We start from the raw sequence: 17,167 nt of genomic DNA, 5'->3' as shown, positions 1-17,167 counted from the left end.
TCAGTTGCTGCTTAAGGTCTTATTGATCTGCTCCGGCTCTGAAACCTGAATTTCGGGGCGGTTTTTATACATTAAAAAAACACCGGTTACACAAAGTGGCTTGCCCTTGAGTTTGGTGTAGTCAAGGGTTACTTTATTGCCCTTTATGGCAACTGTATATTTTTGATTGGGGTAAGCACCACCCATATTCAGCAGCGTAAGGGTGTCACTAACAACACGCAGGGAATATACGGTATCGCAAAGCGTGCCTGTTTTACCCAGTTTCCTGTTGAACTCTGCCTCAGAAAAAGTGCTTTGTGCCAATGCAGCGCCTGCAAAAAACAGTGAAATAAAGGCGGAGAGTAACAGTGTTTTCATATATCAATTACGCTTAACGTGCGTGAATGTTTTACCTGGCGCTGATCTCTTTACGATAAATTTTAATAGCCCTTACGATAGAAGCAGCAATGGCATTTTGCCCTTCTTCTGAATTTAGGTACTTTTCCTCGGCATTATTGTTGATATAACCTGTTTCAACTAATACGGCAGGCATTGCACTATGCGCTAAAACCAAAACACCTTGTTCCTTAACCCCACGACTCCTGCGCCCGTCATTATTTTTAAACTGATCGTTTAGCAAATCGCCAAAAAGGATACTCTGTTTGCGATATTTTTGCATAAAGGTGTTTAAAATGATCATTGATGCAGGGTCTTTTTCATCGTATCCCGCGTAATTCTTTTTATAATCCTTTTCAATATAGATAGAAGCATTTTCACGCAGTGCTTCTATTTGCTCCTCTTTACGGTGAAAGCCATATACCAAAAGCATCACCCCTTTTTCTTTATGCGCTATTTTAGCGGTTCCTTCGGGCGAGGAATTGCAGTGGATAGAAACAAAAAGATTGGCGTTGATGCTATTGGCAATGTCAGCACGTTTGTTTAACTGAACAAATTTATCGCTTGTGCGGGTCATTACAACGTTTACATCGTCCATGGTCTTTTTCAGCAGGTGTTCCACCTTTTTTGCAATAGCCAGTGTTACGTTTTTTTCCAGCGAATAAGAGCCATGTGCACCGGGATCTTTTCCGCCATGTCCTGCATCAATCACTATAGTTTTAAACTTAAACGATGATTTGGGTACATCGTCATCAATAGTGAATGAGGTTAAAATAAAAAACAATAACAGGGTAAGGGGTACAAATACTTTTAAGCTGTTGGTGTTCGTGGTCATTTAGGTAGATAAGTACATAAATAATAAATTGTTTCAATCAATTTAATTATGCCGTTTTGCTGCACTTGGGGCATAAGCCCGTAGCGTATAAGGTGAATCCTTCGGGTTTAAATCCCTTCGGAAGTTTTATAGGGGGCAAGTTAAGCTCGTCCAGGCAGTACACATTTTTACAATTGGTGCAATTAAAATGAAGGTGCTCATCATGATGATGATCTTCGCCACAGCCCGATGAACACATGGCATAATTTGCCGTACCATTTAAATCAAAAACTTTATGGATAATGCCCTTTTCTTCAAACGCGCTCAATATGCGGTATAAAGTTACGCGGTCAATATCGCTCATTACGCTTTCCAGATCGGGCTGAGACGTCGCCACATTTTTTGCAGACAACATGGATAGCACCTTAAGGCGCGGCCCTGTTTTCTTTAAATGATGCTTTTCAAGCAGTCCTTCAAAATTGTTGTTATGCGTGTGAACCATCAGAATATTAAATAAATTACAGCTGCAAAGGTAAAAAGAATAAATGTACAACAGCAAACAGTGTGAGTTGTGTTTGATAATAAGGCGAATACATTAAATGGGCTAGCCTTTATGAGGGTGGCTGTGTTTCAAGTGAAATAAGGTGTTGGCATTCCTGCAAATAGCGGTGTACTTGTAATTAAAAAAGTGCGCTGTAGCAATCAATAAACCTCCAAAAGGCACAATAATAGCCTCGCGCCAGTTGGTGATATATAAATGGCCGGTTATAATTATTAAAAACCCGCCAAAAAGTAAAATCAGCGGTAAAACACGACGATGAGAACGAAAATAGGAGAGGCCGATAGCATAAAAGCCAATCAATAATGCAAATAGGATCATACTCCATTCTACCCAGGGATTGGCTAAAAAGCCTAAGCCCAATAAAGGCAAACTGGTAATTAAAAAGGGCACCACGGCGCAATGCACAGCACACAATATAGAGGCTGTCATCCCCACATTATCCAGCTTTGAAGAGTGCTTTGAATGATCCATGTTGCAAATATAGAAATAAATGCAACACAATTGCGTTTAAGATTGTTTGATTTTAGTCATGTTAATTTAATATTATTTTATGGTTTTCTAATAGTTTAGCAATTGTTACTTTTGCCAGCGCTAAAGTTAAGCTTTGCCCCTATGCCAACTACAACAGTAAAAAACGTCTGGAAAGAAACCTGGAGATTAACGTATAAACGCCGGCTTATCATCATTGGTACAATAATAATGCTTTCGGTAGTTTTCACCATGCCGCTTTTTTTCGGTCATATTGAAAAAAGACCGGGAACCCTTATAAACGACCCTGTTTTGGCGGCGGTTCCGCCGCACAATGTTTCGGTGCTTATTTTCGCTATCATCTGGGGTATGGTGCTGCTTACGCTATCGCGGGCGTTATATAAACCATCAATTTACATTATTTATTGCTGGGCGCTTATCCCAATCACCATTACCCGCTTTATCACTATCAGTATTGTGCCATTGGCTCCCCCCGTTGGGCTCATACCCCTGGCCGACCCTTTAACCGGAATATTTTATGGACAAGCACTTATAACCAAAGATCTGTTCTTTTCGGGCCACATAGCTACGTTAACCTTAATGTTTTTATGCCTTGAACGGAGGAACGATAAAATAATCGGCTTTTTAGCCACTATTATTGTGGCCGGTTTATTGGTAGTGCAGCATATCCATTACTCCATAGATATTTTGGCATCCCCGGGCATTACTTATATCTGTTACCGTTTAACACGCAAGTTCCTGGATAAGGATTTGGTTATAAACGTACTTACGTAAAGTATTGATATAACTTTATAGGGTTATATTCTTGAAATGCCAGATAACCATACTTTAAGCTTATTTTATTTTAACATACACGTGTTTGATATTACCCTTGCCTGATTCCCTTTCGTCAAATTCAAATTTATTGAGGCTTTTTATAAGCGGAAGCATTTTAGGATAACCGTAATTGCGCGAATCAAAATCGGGCTTCTTTTTTAATATTTGAGTACCCAGGTTACCTAAATAAGCCCACCCGTTTTCGTCGCCAAGATCCGTAATGCTGTCTTTTACCAGTTTTAGCAATTCTTGCCCCACTTTATCTATGGGCGTATTTTTAGGCGGATTTCTTTTTTTCGAAGATCTTACTTTCCTTTCCTCGTCAGCCGCAGCTTCCTCGGCTTTCAAAATTTCGATGTAGATAAACTTATCGCACGCTGTAATAAAAGGAATCAGTGTTTTCTTTTCGCCAATCCCTATCACTTTCATCCCTGCCTCTCTCAATCTTATGGCAAGCCGTGTAAAATCGCTATCGCTTGATACGATACAAAAGCCATCCACCTTTCCTGAATATAAGATATCCATCGCATCAATGATCATGGCGCTATCGCTGGAGTTTTTCCCTGTTGAGTAGCTATACTGCTGGATAGGCGTTATTGCGTTTTCCAGCAATACGGTTTTCCAGCCCGATACAGTTGGCTTCGTCCAGTCGGCATAAATTCTTTTAAAAGTTGGGGTTCCATACTTTGTGATCTCCTCAAACATTTGCTTCACGTTTGCATACGGAACGTTATCCGCATCAATTAGAACAGCGAGCCTCAGATCTTTCATATCCATGTTATGATGGTAAGTGGTTTACGGTAGTGATATTTACAACCGGGGATTCGCGGGCCGGGTAAACGTCTCCGATGGTTTATGTAAAGATATAAAAAAAACAGCCCCCACAGAATTTGCAGATGGCTGTTGTGGAATATAGCTGGTTGTTGGTTTATTTTTTGAAACGGGGCATAAGATCAATCGCCCCCTGCGCCATTTTAACTTTATAACGATAGCCGCCGTTAAAGGCATCCTCTTCTTTTAAAAACTCATGGCCTTTTTTGCTGATCCAGAAAGTTTGTGAAAAATGGCCTCCGGAATAATCTCCCTCTGTTAGAAGTTTCCAGCAGTCAATTTTTTCATCATTTAAAGTAGCTACTATTTCGCTGCCGCTTACTTTGTAAAGAATGTATTTCGGTGGATCGAGCCCAGCATCGTAAAAGTTGATTGCAAATGTTTTGCCGGCTGCCAGCGGCAGCATTTCAAACGTTTCTATATCCAGGTTCCAGTTAAAGTTTGGGGTGTTAAACGCCAGGGAGAAGTCTTTTTTAGCGTTCCCTTTCACCGTGTCGGCACCTGTAATTTTGTCGCTGTGCCAGTTATAGGCGCTCTTGATGTTTTTTACTGTTTCGGAATGATATACGGGCGCAAAGTCAGCGGCTTTATTTACCGAATATACTTCACGGTAACTGGTGGTATCGTTTCCATACCAATGCTGTGTTATGGTGAAAACTTTTTCACCGCCGCGGCTTTCAGTTTTAATGTCGCGTAACCAAAACCAAAATCGTAATGTTTTTGGCGAGGCCGGTGTTTGAAAATATACCAGGTACTGTTTAAGTCCCGGTTTTAGTACCGATGTAAGTAACCGTTTATCTTTTAAACGGATAGTATCTGTTTGCGCAAATGCTAAATTTACGGCAAAACACATTATAATGATGTAAATGAACTTCTTCATACTTGCTGATAGTTATTAATTTGATGACTGGTTACGGTCCTGGTCAATTAATGTCTTTACCCTCCTGTAATGCTTTCGCCAGTTTTTCCATCGCGTCTTTGTTGTTTTTGTTGGGTGCTATGGCTCCTGCTTTTCGAATATAGGTCAGCGCTTTTTTATAATCGCCCAGGGCTGAATACGCGCGGCCCATGCCTGCATTGGTGATGAATTCGTTAGGGTGCTTATCGTAACTCATTTTCAAAATTGCCAAGGCTTCCTTCGCCTTTTTAGCAGCAATCAGGGTGCGCGCATATCGGTAGAGCTCGTTTGAGGTGCCAAACGGCAATGCTGTTTTCATTGCTGCTTCTGCCTCGGTATAGCGCCCGAGGCTATCTAATACCATTGCTTTGGTGCTCCAGGCCTGGAAACTTTGGCTTCCGCCAAATATTTTGCTGGTTGCTGTATCCGTCCATAACAATGCCTCGTCCAGGTTTATCTTATGTTGCGCACAAAATGTGGCTGCCTGGTCAAACCCCTCCCAGGCAAATCCTTTCTCGCCCCGCAACTCCCGCTTGAACGATGCTAGCTGATTGTTTATCAAGTCGGTTTCAATCTTAAAAGGGATAATCAGTTTTTCCCATTGCAGCTGTACTATGGCACTTCCCTGTGTTTGCCCGGTAAATTCGTACTTCAGCCTTTCAACGCTTTTTTCTGCGGCAACAGGCTTAACTTTAACACGCAAAGCATCTTCTTCTGGTTTGTAAAAAAAAGCACCCCATGAGGTGGAGTTTTTTGAAAAAATAAGTGTGCATTCGTCTGCTCCGTAGGCAACAAAAAAGCCATATTTACCCGCAGGTAAAGGCTGACCCTCTATTTTAACGCCGGTTGAAAATTCAATACTGGTGCATTCATTTGCACCGGCCCGCCACGGTGCTGATTTTGACGGGCCAAATCCCTGGTAAACAAAGCCAGCGGGCACTAGTTCGCCCCAAATATGCCCCTCCCTGTTTTTAACGGCGGGCCGGCTGTAGCGGATTTCAACATCAGTAAGTCCAATTTGCTCGCTAACTGCCGCTCTTTTATTATCGCCATCAGGAAGAGCGGTTAGCTGTGCTTTAACGAGGCCGGTAAGGCCCAGCTGAATAAGGGCCATGATAATACAGGCATTAAAATTTTTTTTCATATCAAAGAAAATTAGCATGTAGTGAAAATTAATGTTGCTTAAAGATGGTTGCATAAGCATTTCTCTACAAATCATTTAAACCTTATGGCTTGTATTTTAAACGATTTGATCAATTATATCAATAGCCTGTATTTGTAAAAAGCGATGGTTTGATTGAATAAAAAAGGTGATTTATTGAAAACAGGATACCGGAATGAAAAAGCTTCGTAACTTTAAAAATGAAATTTTTAAAGTGGCAGGCAAGCATTGAGCAGTTACAATGGTTGATTTGGACGGCCGTTTTGTTTATTGTGTTTTTTACCTATTTACCTGAAGATGGTTTTTACCAGGCAGGCACGTTCGCAATTATAAACGTTGCTTTTTATGTTCTGCTTATTTATGGAAACATCAATTTCCTGTTTCCTCGCTTTTACCAGGAGGGAAAAAAGGTTCAATATCTAATTTATGTGGTGATTTTCCTGGTGGGCGGTGGTATGCTGCGTGGATACCTGATCATGTATATGGATATTCATTTTTTTGCGCAAAAGCCCACACCGATGACCATCCAAATGTTCATCTATTTTATAGTAGCCGGCTTTTTAACGTTTTTGCTCAGCTTTGTTTTCCGGATAGCCATTGCCTACTTTGCGTTAAAGCAACAGTCTGAAAAAATACTGGCACAAAAGAGCCAGGCCGAGCTTAACCTGCTAAAATCGCAGGTGCAGCCACATTTTTTATTCAACACGTTAAATAATATCTATTATGAGGCTTACCGGGAAGCACCGCGTACGGCAAAACTAATTGAGCGATTGTCAGACATTATGCGGTATTTTGTTGATGAAAGCCCAAAAGAGGAGGTTTCGGTGGCAACCGAAGTGCAGTTTCTTGAAAACTACATCGCGCTCGAAAAGATCCGGATCAGGCACGAAATTCAACTCAATTTTATTAAAGACTGTAATGCCGAACTCCGCATTCCGCCCATGCTGCTCATGACCTTTGTGGAAAATATATTTAAACATGGAATTGATAAATCAAGCAGCGAAAACGAGATCCATATTTCCCTGATTCAAAAAGACGGGTATTTATTTTTTGAAACCCGCAACAGGATCCATGACAAAACCGGCACAGGAGAGCCAAATGGTTTCGGCATTGAGAACCTGCGCAAGCGTTTAACACTATTGTATGGATCAAATTTTGAACTGGCCATTAATAACCAGGGCAATTACTTCAATGCTTTTTTGAAAGTTCCTTTAGCATGAATTTAACCTGTATAATTATTGATGATGAGCCCAACGCAGTAAGCCTGCTTGAGATATTGGTAGCCCAAAACACCAAATGGCAATTGTTATCCAAGTGTTACGATGCGTTAGAAGCTATTGCATTTTTAAAAGAGAATAAGGCCGATTTTATTTTTTTAGACATTAACATGCCGCAATTAAGTGGTATGGAGCTGGCCGGTTTACTTTCAAGGGATACCAAAATTATTTTTACTACAGCCTATTCAGAATACGCGGCCGAAAGCTACTCCTTTCAAACTATTGATTACCTGTTAAAGCCCATTACGCTTAAGCGTTTTTTAGAAGCCATGCAAAAAATAGAAGCTTATTTCAACCTGCATCCGGCTAATCAAATTGCAATTGAGGCAACAGGGAATGAGTATTTCTTCGTAAAATCGGGCAAGGTGCTCAGGAAAATACTGCTTGGAGAAATCCAGTATTTTGAAGGCGAAAAGGAATATGTACGCATGGTGACACCAACTGAACAATTACTTATTTACCGCCGGCTAAAAGAAATTGAGGAGCAGCTTAGCCCGCCTTTTGTAAGGGTACATAACTCCTATATTGTAAACTGCAAACAGATCGTAAAGATCCAGGACAACCATATTTATATCGCCAACAAACAGATTCCCATCAGTGAAAAGTTCAGGGATAAATTTATGGCGGTAATCAGCCAGCGAATTTTTTAACCGGAATTTCAGGATTAAAACATTTTTTAACACGGAAAATTCAATAGCAAGAATCCTGAAATCCTTTAATCCAATAAATCTTAGTTTATATTTGCTTCACTATGGCCAATATCTGCTTAGTTGAGGACGAACAAAAGGTTGCTGCATTTATCAGCAAGGGGTTGGAAGAACAGGGTTATAAGATCAGCCTTGCCAACGATGGCATCACGGCAAAATCTCTTTTACAAAAAGCCAGCTTTGATCTGCTGATCCTTGATGTTATGCTGCCGGACATAAACGGCATTGAGCTTTGCCGGCAGATTCGTTTTACCGACACCAAAACGCCGATTTTAATGTTAACCGCGCTTGACCAGATCCAAAATAAGGTATCAGGCTTAAAAGCCGGGGCCGACGATTACCTGGTAAAACCGTTCCATTTTATTGAATTGTTAGCCCGGATTGAAGCGCTGCTGCGCCGCCAGAAAGCAGGAGAAACAGCAGATCATTTGCTGGTTTTTGATGATCTTAAACTTGATACATGGAGCAACGTTGCTGAACGCGACGGGCAACAGATAGCGCTCACCGCCAAAGAGTACACCCTGCTTGAGCTATTTATGAGCCACCCCAATAAGGTTTTATCCCGTGAATATATTGCGGAACAGGTATGGAAAATTGATTTTGATACCGGTACAAATTTTATTGATGTGTATGTAAACTATCTGCGAAAAAAAATAGAAAAGGGTTTTAAAGGCAAACTGATCCATACCGTTATTGGCATGGGTTATATATTAAAAAGCGATAACTAAGTTTCTCCCGTACCTTAAAACCATGAAGGAGCTGGAAGCAATTAAACCATGAAAATAAAGAACCGGCTTTCACTTTATTTTACAGCTATCAGCGCCATTGTGCTGTTGATTGTGCAGGTGGTTATTTGTATCACTTTCAATTCCCTGATCCGGTCGAATTTTTATGATCAGCTTATGGACAGGGCTAATGTCGCCGCCAAATTGTACCTGGAAGCTGATGAAATTTCGGAAGACTCATTAAATCGCGTAAAAGAACATTACCTCAAGGGTTTACATAGCGAAGTAGTTCGTATTTATGATGAAAAAAATGCAGCTTCATTTATAAAGGACAAGAACCAGTTTTGGTCCAGCCCGATCATTAACCAGGTGCGCAAAAACAAAAGGGTGCAGTTTGATGAGGGGCAGCGGCAAACAGTTGGGATTTATTACAACGATAACCAGGGCAACTTTGTGATATTGGTTTCGGCAATTGATAAACCGGGGGCTAAAAGGATGCAGGACCTCATCAAATCAATGGCGGTGTTGCTGATTTGCGTTACTGCCGGCCTTTTTTTAATAAGCCGCTGGTTTGCCAAAAAAACACTGGAGCCTCTTGACCAGGTCGTTAGCCAAATGCGCCTGGTACGTGCAGGTGATTTAAGTTTACGCGTGGATGAAGGGAACGGCAAGGATGAAATAAGTGCACTCGCCTATAACTTTAACAGGCTTTTGGCGCACCTGCAAAATACCTTTGAATTGCAGCAAACTTTTGTGGTAAATGCCTCACATGAACTGCGCACGCCAATTACATCAATAATCGGCGAGATCGAAATTACCCTTAACAAACTGCGTTCTCAGCCTGAATACGAAGAGACACTAAAGTCGGTATTGGTTGATGCCGGGCGTCTTAATGAAACAATCAGCAGCCTGCTCGAATTGGCAAATGCGGATAAGGATTATACGCATCCTGCTTATAAAAATGTAGCTGTTGATGAACTGATATGGGAACTGAGCGATTACTGGACAGAGAAAACCGGAAAGGGGATGTTTGTTGTAAATATTTTGCAGTTGCCTGATGACCAGGAAAAACTACAGCTATTTGCAAACAAATCATTGTTAACCATAGCGTTTAATAACATTATTGGTAATGCCTATAAATTTTCCAAAAACCAACGGGTTCAATGCGATCTCTACGCCGATGAGGAAACCATTATTATAAAGATAATAGACCATGGTGTTGGAATAATGCCCGGCGAACTTGAAAAAGTTTTCGACTCATTTTACCGCGGCACTAATGTAAAAAACTACCAGGGCAGTGGTGTGGGTCTGTATGTAACGGCTAAAATCATCCAGCTATTTAACGGCAGCATCACCATTGATTCTATACCCGGACAAACCACCACTTTTACCATTACGTTTAACAGGTAAATTCTAATCGAATTCTAATCCCGCTTTAATTTCACTTTAACCTGGGCAGTATAATTTTGTGGTATCAAATTATACTATGTTCAAGAGGTTTGTTCTTATTATTATATTACTGCAGGCTGGGTTTTTTATCGCAACAAAGGCACAGGCGCAATCTGCCGCCAGTGATACCCTTAAGCTAAGCATTAAGCAGGCTGAAGATTTGTTTTTGAAAAACAACCTGCAGCTCATCATTCAGCGTTATAACATTGATAACGCTAATGCCCAGGTAATTACCGCGCGTTTATTCCCAAATCCTGATTTTAATTTCTCAAACGGTATCCATTCCAACGATGTAACCGACGGGCCGGCCTATAAAGATCATTCTATGGGCATTTCGCAGCTTTTTACTACCGCCGGTAAGCGGAATAAAAACATTCAATTGGCGAAAATTAGCGTAGAGCAGTCAAAATATCAATTCTTTGATTTACTAAGGACATTGAAATTTACGCTGCGGAATGATTTTTACACCATTTACTTCCAGCAGCAATCAGCCAGCGTTTATAACCAGGAGATAACTTCCTTGTCCAAAGCCTTAACAGTTTTTAAAGCGCAATATGCAAAAGGCAACATTGCGCAAAAGGAGGTTTTGCGTATTCAGTCGCAACTATATACCCTGCAGGCCGAGTACAACAATTTGCAAACGGGTATTGATACTGTACAAAGTGAACTTAAGCTTTTAATCAAAACGCCGGTGGCAACTGTTATCCAGCCACAAGCGGACAATGAATTTGAAGGTAAGGCTATAGTAGCATCAGTGCCATACCAAACAATGCTTGATTCGGCTTATGTTAATCGTTACGATCTGAAACTGGCTAAATCGGCTGTTGATTACAATAACGTGAACTTGCAGCTGCAAAAAGCAACGGCTGTTCCCGATTTCTCTCTTTCATTAAATTATGACAGGCTGGGAAGTTATGGCACCAATTTTCTGGGTGCCGGGATTGGGTTTAGCCTGCCATTTTTTAACCGCAACCAGGGCGGCATCAAGCAGGCCAGGATTGCAATTGACCAAAGCAAGGTGCAGTTGCAAAGCCAGCAGGATCACGTTGAAAGTGACGTGGCTTCCAATTACAAAAGCGCACTGCGGCTGGAGAACTTATACAACAGTTTTGACCCTGCTTTTAAAAGCGATTTTAATCACCTGATCCAGGAAGTGTTTAAGAATTACGAGAAACGCAATATCAGTTTGCTTGAGTTTCTTGATTTTTATGATTCATACAAAACTAATACCCTGCAATTAAATACACTTCAGCTTAACCGGGTAACATCACTGGAGCAGCTTAACTATGTTACCGGCACACCATTCTTCAATAAATGATTAACAATAACATGCACACCAAATATAAAATACTTACACTTTCTGTTGCTTTTGCTGTTTCAGGTATGGCTTTGCAAAGTTGCCATCATGCTGATGAAAGCCAGGAAAAGGATACCCGTTTTCAGGTTACCGATAGTCTTATTCACAGCCTGCTTATTGACACCGTTAAAGAGGCTAGCGCGCTCTCGCAAATTACCTTAACCGGCAGCATCGCTCCTGATGAAAATAAAATGGTGAAAGTTTTTCCGCTGGTAAGCGGCGTGGCGCAGGATGTAAATGTACAGTTGGGCGATGTGGTACACAAAGGCCAAACGCTTGCCATTATGAAAAGCGCGGAAATGGCAGGGTTTACCCGCGACTACGTTTCGTCCGAAGCTGATGTGCGAAACACCAAAAGGGTTTACGAGTCAACGCAGGATCTGTACAAGAGTGGCCTTGCATCACAAAAAGACCTTGAACAGGCACAGTCCGACTACCAAAAAGCCCAGGCCGAAGGTAAACGTGCTGGTGCTGTTATCTCCATCAACAAAAGCAATGCAAATGGCTACGAGGTTAAAACACCACTGTCAGGCTATGTGGTTGAGAAGAATTTGACCAATAATACCCAGGTAAGGGCCGATAACAGCCAAAACCTGTTCACCATAGCTGATCTGTCAACTGTTTATGTACTGGTTAATGTTTATGAATCAGACATCTCGAAGATCCAGACCGGCGACCCGGTGAAAATTACCACACTATCTTATCCGGATAAAATATTTGAAGGTAAAATTGACCGGATAGATAACATACTTGACCCTGACAATAAAGTAATGCATGCCCGTATAAAAATCGAAAACCCGGGCAATTTGCTTAAGCCAGGCATGTTCGCCAATGTGCTGATAAAGGCAAAATCAGGCGAGAACTTGCCCGAAGTGAGCGCCAATTCCCTTGTTTTTGATAATGATAAAAACTATGTGATAGTGGTTGACGGTAAAGCAAAGGTGCACATTCAACCGGTTACGGTTGCCAAAACAGTTGAAGACCGAGCTTACATCAGCCAGGGTTTAAAGCCCGGCGACAGGGTAATCGCATCAAGGCAGGTGTATTTGTATGAATCACTTAAGGACTGATTTTGAGGAGTTTCGGAATTCGGATGTTCGATTTCGGAATTGGTAAAATATATAGCTAAAAGATCAAATAAAAGCGGAATCGAAAATTCGACTCGATTATCCGGCATCCGAAATAATAACACATGAATAAGTTCATAAAAAATATTCTTTCATTCGCGCTCAGGAACAGGTTTTTCGTGTTTTTTGTGACTGCCCTGCTTGCTGTTGCCGGGTATATCAGCTTTAAAACCATCAGTATTGACGCCTTTCCTGACGTTACCAATACGTCAGTTACCATCATAACCCAATGGCCCGGTCGCAGCGCTGAGGAAGTGGAGAAATTTGTAACCCGGCCCATTGAAATTGCAATGAATCCGGCCGAAAAGAAGACCAGTATCCGGTCATCTTCCTTATTCGGCCTCTCCGTAGTGAAAGTTACATTTGATGATGAGGTGGACTATAACTCCGCCCGTTTACAGATCAATAACCATATTGGCGATGCCAGTTTGCCCGATAACGTAAACCCTTCCATAGAGCCGCCTTATGGCCCTACCGGCGAGATTTACCGGTTTACCCTCACCAGCAACCGCAGAACGGTAAAAGAACTAAAAACTATTGAGGACTGGGTGGTTGACCGGGAATTAAAAGCTGTACCGGGTGTTGCCGATGTAAACAGCTTTGGCGGCCAGGTGAAAACGTACCAGATCACCATTAACCCTCAAAAAGCGGTTCAATATAACGTTACACCCTTACAGCTATACGAGGCAGTTTCTAAAAGCAACGTTAATGTTGGCGGCGATGTTATTGATCAGAATGGCCAGGCTTATGTGGTACGTGGGATAGGCCTTTTGAATAATATTGACGAGATAAAAAACATAGTTATAAACAATATTAAAGGTACGCCGATATATGTGAAAACCATTTCGGAGGTTACAGAATCATCATTGCCCCGTTTAGGGCAGGTAGGCCGTGATAAAGACCCCGACGTGGTTGAAGGAATTGTGGTGATGCGAAAGGGCGAAAACCCCAGCGAGGTTATCAAGAACCTGAAGTTAAAGATAAGTGAGCTAAATAAAAAAATATTACCTGATGACGTTAAGCTGAGCACATTTTACGACCGCGAAACCCTGGTGGATTTTGCCACCGAAACCGTGTTGCACAACATGGCCGAAGGGATAATTTTTGTAACCGTAATCGTGTTCCTCTTCATGGCCGACTGGCGCACTACCCTAATCGTGTCGCTTATCATCCCGCTTGCATTGCTGTTCGCCTTTATCTGTTTAAAACTGAAGGGCATGTCGGCCAACCTTTTATCAATGGGGGCAATAGATTTCGGGATCATTATTGACGGGGCCGTTGTGATGGTTGAAGGAATTTTTGTGGTGCTTGACCTTAAGGCCAAAGAAGTTGGCATGGAAAACTATAATAAAATGAGCAAGCTTGGCCTTATCAAAAAGGCTTGTTTGGTTAACGGTAAAGGTATTTTCTTCGCCAAACTAATTATTATTACCGGTTTGCTGCCCATTTTTAGCTTTCAAAAGGTTGAAGGCAAAATGTTCTCGCCCCTGGCCTGGACACTCGGCTTTGCCTTGCTTGGTGCCGTTATCCTGACATTTACATTTGTACCCGCTTTAGCCAGCTTCCTGCTTCGTAAAGATGTTAAAGAAAAGCACAACGTATTTGTTGAGTTTATAACCAACGGTGCCATGCGGTTTTATTCGGTTTGTTTTAAGGCCCGTAAACTGGTGTTCCCTATAGCTATTGCGGCATTGGTGGTAAGCCTTGGCTGCTTTAAGTTTTTAGGAACAGAGTTTTTGCCCGAATTGAATGAAGGGGCCATCTATGTACGTGCCACCGGCCCCTTAAGTATCTCGCTAAAGGAATCGGTTAAAATGGCTAACGAGATGCGCAATATCTTCCTGAGCTTTGACGAAGTAAAACAGGTGATGTCGCAAACAGGCCGACCGAATGACGGTACCGACGCCACTGGTTTTTATAACATTGAGTTCCATGTTGATATATATCCCGAAGGCCAGTGGAAGCGAAAGGAAACCAAAGAGGAACTGATACAGCGGATGCAGGAAAAGCTCAAATTTTTCCCAGGTGTTGATATCAACTTTTCGCAGCCTATTTCTGACAACGTTGAAGAAGCTGTATCGGGTGTAAAAGGTTCCATCGTTGTGAAAATGTTTGGCGATGATTACAGGTACATTGAACAGCAGGAAGTAAGCATCTACGCTATACTAAAAGGCGTAAACGGTATCCAGGATCTTGGAATTTTGCACAACGTTGGCCAGCCCGAGCTGCAGATAGACCTTAACCAGGATGAAATGGCGCAATACGGGGTAACCGCCGCCGATGCCAATGCTGTAATTGAAATGGCCATTGGCGGTAAAGCGGTAACACAGATATATGAAGGTGAGAAAAAGTTCGACCTGCGGATCCGTTACCCTGAAGATTTCAGAAACAATGAATTATCGATAGGCGACCTTCGGGTACCTACCCTTAGTGGCAATACTGTCCCCCTGCGCGAGATAGCAAATATTAAAAAAACCACGGGTATTAGTATGATTTACCGGGACGATCATCAACGCTATGGCGCGATAAAGTTTTCTATCCGCGGCAGGGATATGGGCAGCACTGTTAAAGAAGCACAGGATAAGGTAAATTCACAGATTAAATTGCCAAAAGGCTACTCCCTGCAATGGGCTGGCGACTTTGAGAACCAGCAACGGGCGACCAAAAGATTAAGCCAGGTAGTGCCGATAAGCTTACTGGTTATCTTCTTCATACTGTTTATCCTGTTTGGGAATTTCCGCGATTCGCTGCTGGTATTAAACAACGTACCGTTTGCTATTATGGGCGGAATACTAGCCCTGCTGATAACCGGGGTTAATTTCAATATCTCGGCGGGTATCGGCTTTATTGCGCTGTTTGGTATTTGTGTGCAAAACGGGGTGATCCTGATCAGCAAGTTCAAAAGCAACATCACCGAGCTAAAACATCACACCACGTGGACATCATTCGCTGTGGCCCTGAAGGCTGGCGTTGCCGACAGGCTTCGCCCGGTGGTAATGACCGCTATGATGGCAGCCATCGGCTTGTTGCCGGCAGCTATGTCACATGGCATCGGCTCCGAGGCATCAAAACCGTTGGCTATTGTAGTTATTGGCGGTTTAATTACCAATACCATATTTAACCTGTTTGTTTTCCCTATCGTATTTTTCTGGTCGTACCGCAAAAGAGTAGAAAGCGGCGTAGTGATCAGGAATAAAAATTGACATTAATACCCCTAGTTTATATTGATGGTACCGAAGGTGGTGCAGCAAAGGCTGCACTATCCTGAGGTGTTTTTTTGACGAAGGCGGAAAGTTGGGAGACTAAGTATAGCCCGCAAGAGTTTAAAAGGGAATCTTATTACATCAACTACCAATAACTATTCAACACTCACTGTCAAACCTTCCTGCTGAAGAATTTTGCGATATACTTCTACTTCGGTAAATGAACCCTCTAATACCGCGCATTTACCTTCGTTATGTACCTTCCAGGCTATCTTTTCGGCCTGTGCTTCGGAGTAATCCAGGTATTTCATCATGCAAAAAATTACATGGTCAAATGTATTATGGTCATCATTCCATAAAATCAGGCGGTGCATTTCTTTAAGCCCCGCCAATATCTCCTCAAGGGTGAGGGTTTCTTCCTGTATTTCAGTTGGCATACGTAACTACAAAATTACTCAAAAACAATAATAAAGCACGTATAAATATGTTTTAAAGCGGTTTAAAGCCATAATTTTACATTCATGAAAGCATATCTCCCCTACTTTGCCTTTACTATACTTATTCAAATAAGTGCCATCAAGTTAAGCAACGCTCAATCAACCGCCACAGGTACATTACAAGCACCGCCCAATAATATTACTATAAATGGCTCAATTAAGGAATGGGGCGATAGCCTGCGTTATTTTAATACCGAAAAACATATAAACTATGCCCTTGCCAACGATAAAGAGAACCTGTACATGGCTATCCGGGTTAACGACCGATCAGAACAAGCCCGCATAATAAAAGCAGGCGTTACTTTAAGCATTAACACCAGGGGCAAGAAAAAGGAAAGCTTCAGCATAACTTTTCCTCTTAATACAGGAGAAGGCGGTCCCATTCTTAATCCGCTAAAAGACGATGGCGGAGATATTACAAAAGAAGAACGCGATGAACTAAAGCAGGCGGTGTTAACATCCCTGAGAGGGATCAAGGTAGTTGGTTTTAAAGATATCGAAGGCGATATGATTACTACCAGTAACACCTACGGTATCAAAACCGCCATTGACTATGACGATAAGGGTTACCTGATCTGCGAGGCGGCCATTCCCTTAAAATTACTGCATTCTGAAGATGCCATAAAAACAGAATGGGCCTTTAATTTAAAAATCAACGGGATTATCCGGCCTGCTGCACCCGAGGGAGAGGGCAGGGAGAACGGCGGCGGTCGTGGTGAGAGAGGTGGCGGCGGTCGCGGCGGGCATGGCGGCGGCAGAGGCAGCCGTGGAGGTAATATCGGCGGCGGCGCAGACCAGGCAGACCGTAATTCGCTTTCTAAATCAGAAGACTTTTGGGAAAAGTTTTATTTGGCGAAGTGATTTTGATGTGCGGATAA

17 protein-coding genes are annotated in these 17,167 nt (G+C 42.2%); 9 read left to right on the top strand and 8 right to left on the bottom strand.

The window, feature by feature from the left end; translation table 11 throughout:
* The 4 genes from MuYL_RS22020 to MuYL_RS22005 all read right to left on the bottom strand — a co-directional run bounded on the left by MuYL_RS22020 (nucleotide 1) and on the right by MuYL_RS22005 (nucleotide 2,222).
* Nucleotides 1–357 carry a hypothetical protein gene (locus tag MuYL_RS22020; protein ID WP_094572601.1) on the bottom strand — a complete coding sequence of 119 codons (357 nt, stop codon included), beginning with the start codon at nucleotides 355–357 and terminating at the stop codon, nucleotides 1–3.
* Nucleotides 358–388: 31 nt separating this feature from the next.
* Nucleotides 389–1,210, bottom strand: a complete 822-nt coding sequence (locus MuYL_RS22015; protein ID WP_094572600.1) for an N-acetylmuramoyl-L-alanine amidase family protein — start codon at nucleotides 1,208–1,210, stop codon at nucleotides 389–391.
* Nucleotides 1,211–1,256: 46 nt separating this feature from the next.
* A complete protein-coding gene (locus MuYL_RS22010) occupies nucleotides 1,257–1,691 on the bottom strand; it encodes a Fur family transcriptional regulator (protein ID WP_094572599.1) in 435 nt (144 codons plus the stop codon).
* A 102-nt stretch (nucleotides 1,692–1,793) separates the two neighbouring features.
* On the bottom strand, nucleotides 1,794–2,222 hold the full coding sequence (locus tag MuYL_RS22005; protein WP_094572598.1) for a MerC domain-containing protein: 429 nt from the start codon (nucleotides 2,220–2,222) through the stop codon (nucleotides 1,794–1,796).
* A gap of 141 nt (nucleotides 2,223–2,363) precedes the next feature.
* Here MuYL_RS22005 and MuYL_RS22000 point away from each other — a divergent pair, with 141 nt between their 5' ends.
* The gene (locus MuYL_RS22000) at nucleotides 2,364–3,014 is read left to right on the top strand and encodes a phosphatase PAP2-related protein (protein WP_094572597.1); all 651 of its coding nucleotides are present in this window, start codon (nucleotides 2,364–2,366) and stop codon (nucleotides 3,012–3,014) included.
* A 60-nt stretch (nucleotides 3,015–3,074) separates the two neighbouring features.
* Here MuYL_RS22000 and MuYL_RS21995 read toward each other — a convergent pair whose 3' ends face one another.
* The 3 genes from MuYL_RS21995 to MuYL_RS21985 all read right to left on the bottom strand — a co-directional run bounded on the left by MuYL_RS21995 (nucleotide 3,075) and on the right by MuYL_RS21985 (nucleotide 5,929).
* On the bottom strand, nucleotides 3,075–3,827 hold the full coding sequence (locus MuYL_RS21995) for an NYN domain-containing protein (RefSeq protein WP_245845688.1): 753 nt from the start codon (nucleotides 3,825–3,827) through the stop codon (nucleotides 3,075–3,077).
* A 157-nt stretch (nucleotides 3,828–3,984) separates the two neighbouring features.
* On the bottom strand, nucleotides 3,985–4,767 hold the full coding sequence (locus MuYL_RS21990) for a DUF3108 domain-containing protein (protein ID WP_157741051.1): 783 nt from the start codon (nucleotides 4,765–4,767) through the stop codon (nucleotides 3,985–3,987).
* 43 nt (nucleotides 4,768–4,810) lie between these two features.
* Nucleotides 4,811–5,929 carry a DUF2911 domain-containing protein gene (locus MuYL_RS21985; RefSeq protein WP_094573067.1) on the bottom strand — a complete coding sequence of 373 codons (1,119 nt, stop codon included), beginning with the start codon at nucleotides 5,927–5,929 and terminating at the stop codon, nucleotides 4,811–4,813.
* 218 nt (nucleotides 5,930–6,147) lie between these two features.
* Here MuYL_RS21985 and MuYL_RS21980 point away from each other — a divergent pair, with 218 nt between their 5' ends.
* The 7 genes from MuYL_RS21980 (at nucleotide 6,148) to MuYL_RS21950 (ending at nucleotide 15,792) form a co-directional block, all read left to right on the top strand.
* Complete coding sequence (locus MuYL_RS21980; RefSeq protein ID WP_094572594.1) at nucleotides 6,148–7,167, top strand: sensor histidine kinase; 1,020 nt, start codon at nucleotides 6,148–6,150, stop codon at nucleotides 7,165–7,167.
* Nucleotides 7,164–7,874, top strand: a complete 711-nt coding sequence (locus MuYL_RS21975; protein ID WP_094572593.1) for a LytR/AlgR family response regulator transcription factor — start codon at nucleotides 7,164–7,166, stop codon at nucleotides 7,872–7,874. Before MuYL_RS21980 ends, MuYL_RS21975 begins: the two co-directional genes overlap by 4 nt.
* A gap of 101 nt (nucleotides 7,875–7,975) precedes the next feature.
* Complete coding sequence (locus tag MuYL_RS21970) at nucleotides 7,976–8,659, top strand: response regulator transcription factor (protein WP_094572592.1); 684 nt, start codon at nucleotides 7,976–7,978, stop codon at nucleotides 8,657–8,659.
* A gap of 48 nt (nucleotides 8,660–8,707) precedes the next feature.
* Nucleotides 8,708–10,066: a HAMP domain-containing sensor histidine kinase gene (locus MuYL_RS21965; RefSeq protein WP_094572591.1), complete on the top strand. Its 1,359-nt coding sequence runs from the start codon at nucleotides 8,708–8,710 to the stop codon at nucleotides 10,064–10,066.
* A 76-nt stretch (nucleotides 10,067–10,142) separates the two neighbouring features.
* The gene (locus MuYL_RS21960) at nucleotides 10,143–11,423 is read left to right on the top strand and encodes a TolC family protein (RefSeq protein WP_094572590.1); all 1,281 of its coding nucleotides are present in this window, start codon (nucleotides 10,143–10,145) and stop codon (nucleotides 11,421–11,423) included.
* Entirely contained in the window at nucleotides 11,420–12,532 is a 1,113-nt protein-coding gene (locus MuYL_RS21955; RefSeq protein ID WP_245845686.1) for an efflux RND transporter periplasmic adaptor subunit, read from the top strand. The genes MuYL_RS21960 and MuYL_RS21955 overlap by 4 nt, the downstream gene beginning before the upstream one ends.
* Before the next feature lie 122 nt (nucleotides 12,533–12,654).
* Nucleotides 12,655–15,792, top strand: coding sequence for an efflux RND transporter permease subunit (locus MuYL_RS21950; protein ID WP_094572589.1), 3,138 nt, complete (start codon nucleotides 12,655–12,657; stop codon nucleotides 15,790–15,792).
* Nucleotides 15,793–15,947: 155 nt separating this feature from the next.
* Here MuYL_RS21950 and MuYL_RS21945 read toward each other — a convergent pair whose 3' ends face one another.
* Nucleotides 15,948–16,229, bottom strand: a complete 282-nt coding sequence (locus MuYL_RS21945; protein WP_094572588.1) for an ATP-dependent Clp protease adaptor ClpS — start codon at nucleotides 16,227–16,229, stop codon at nucleotides 15,948–15,950.
* An 84-nt stretch (nucleotides 16,230–16,313) separates the two neighbouring features.
* Here MuYL_RS21945 and MuYL_RS23490 point away from each other — a divergent pair, with 84 nt between their 5' ends.
* Nucleotides 16,314–17,150: a hypothetical protein gene (locus MuYL_RS23490; protein WP_094572587.1), complete on the top strand. Its 837-nt coding sequence runs from the start codon at nucleotides 16,314–16,316 to the stop codon at nucleotides 17,148–17,150.
* The last annotated feature ends 17 nt before the right edge of the window (nucleotides 17,151–17,167 follow it).

This window comes from Mucilaginibacter xinganensis, assembly GCF_002257585.1.
Classification (GTDB): Bacteria; Bacteroidota; Bacteroidia; order Sphingobacteriales; family Sphingobacteriaceae; genus Mucilaginibacter; species Mucilaginibacter xinganensis.
The sequence above is the reverse complement of the archived record's forward strand: the minus strand, read 5'-3'. Positions and strand labels throughout refer to the sequence as shown.

What these genes read in the sequence shown, in the direction of transcription:
- MuYL_RS21990 (WP_157741051.1), bottom strand. Translation starts at nt 4,767, where the DNA reads ATGAAGAAGTTCATTTACATCATTATAATGTGTTTTGCCGTAAATTTA.
- MuYL_RS21985 (WP_094573067.1), bottom strand. Translation starts at nt 5,929, where the DNA reads ATGAAAAAAAATTTTAATGCCTGTATTATCATGGCCCTTATTCAGCTG.
- MuYL_RS22020 (WP_094572601.1), bottom strand. Translation starts at nt 357, where the DNA reads ATGAAAACACTGTTACTCTCCGCCTTTATTTCACTGTTTTTTGCAGGC.
- MuYL_RS21980 (WP_094572594.1), top strand. Translation starts at nt 6,148, where the DNA reads ATGAAATTTTTAAAGTGGCAGGCAAGCATTGAGCAGTTACAATGGTTG.
- MuYL_RS21960 (WP_094572590.1), top strand. Translation starts at nt 10,143, where the DNA reads ATGTTCAAGAGGTTTGTTCTTATTATTATATTACTGCAGGCTGGGTTT.
- MuYL_RS21995 (WP_245845688.1), bottom strand. Translation starts at nt 3,827, where the DNA reads ATGAAAGATCTGAGGCTCGCTGTTCTAATTGATGCGGATAACGTTCCG.
- MuYL_RS22015 (WP_094572600.1), bottom strand. Translation starts at nt 1,210, where the DNA reads ATGACCACGAACACCAACAGCTTAAAAGTATTTGTACCCCTTACCCTG.
- MuYL_RS22010 (WP_094572599.1), bottom strand. Translation starts at nt 1,691, where the DNA reads ATGGTTCACACGCATAACAACAATTTTGAAGGACTGCTTGAAAAGCAT.
- MuYL_RS22000 (WP_094572597.1), top strand. Translation starts at nt 2,364, where the DNA reads ATGCCAACTACAACAGTAAAAAACGTCTGGAAAGAAACCTGGAGATTA.
- MuYL_RS21945 (WP_094572588.1), bottom strand. Translation starts at nt 16,229, where the DNA reads ATGCCAACTGAAATACAGGAAGAAACCCTCACCCTTGAGGAGATATTG.
- MuYL_RS23490 (WP_094572587.1), top strand. Translation starts at nt 16,314, where the DNA reads ATGAAAGCATATCTCCCCTACTTTGCCTTTACTATACTTATTCAAATA.
- MuYL_RS21975 (WP_094572593.1), top strand. Translation starts at nt 7,164, where the DNA reads ATGAATTTAACCTGTATAATTATTGATGATGAGCCCAACGCAGTAAGC.
- MuYL_RS21950 (WP_094572589.1), top strand. Translation starts at nt 12,655, where the DNA reads ATGAATAAGTTCATAAAAAATATTCTTTCATTCGCGCTCAGGAACAGG.
- MuYL_RS21970 (WP_094572592.1), top strand. Translation starts at nt 7,976, where the DNA reads ATGGCCAATATCTGCTTAGTTGAGGACGAACAAAAGGTTGCTGCATTT.
- MuYL_RS21965 (WP_094572591.1), top strand. Translation starts at nt 8,708, where the DNA reads ATGAAAATAAAGAACCGGCTTTCACTTTATTTTACAGCTATCAGCGCC.
- MuYL_RS22005 (WP_094572598.1), bottom strand. Translation starts at nt 2,222, where the DNA reads ATGGATCATTCAAAGCACTCTTCAAAGCTGGATAATGTGGGGATGACA.
- MuYL_RS21955 (WP_245845686.1), top strand. Translation starts at nt 11,420, where the DNA reads ATGATTAACAATAACATGCACACCAAATATAAAATACTTACACTTTCT.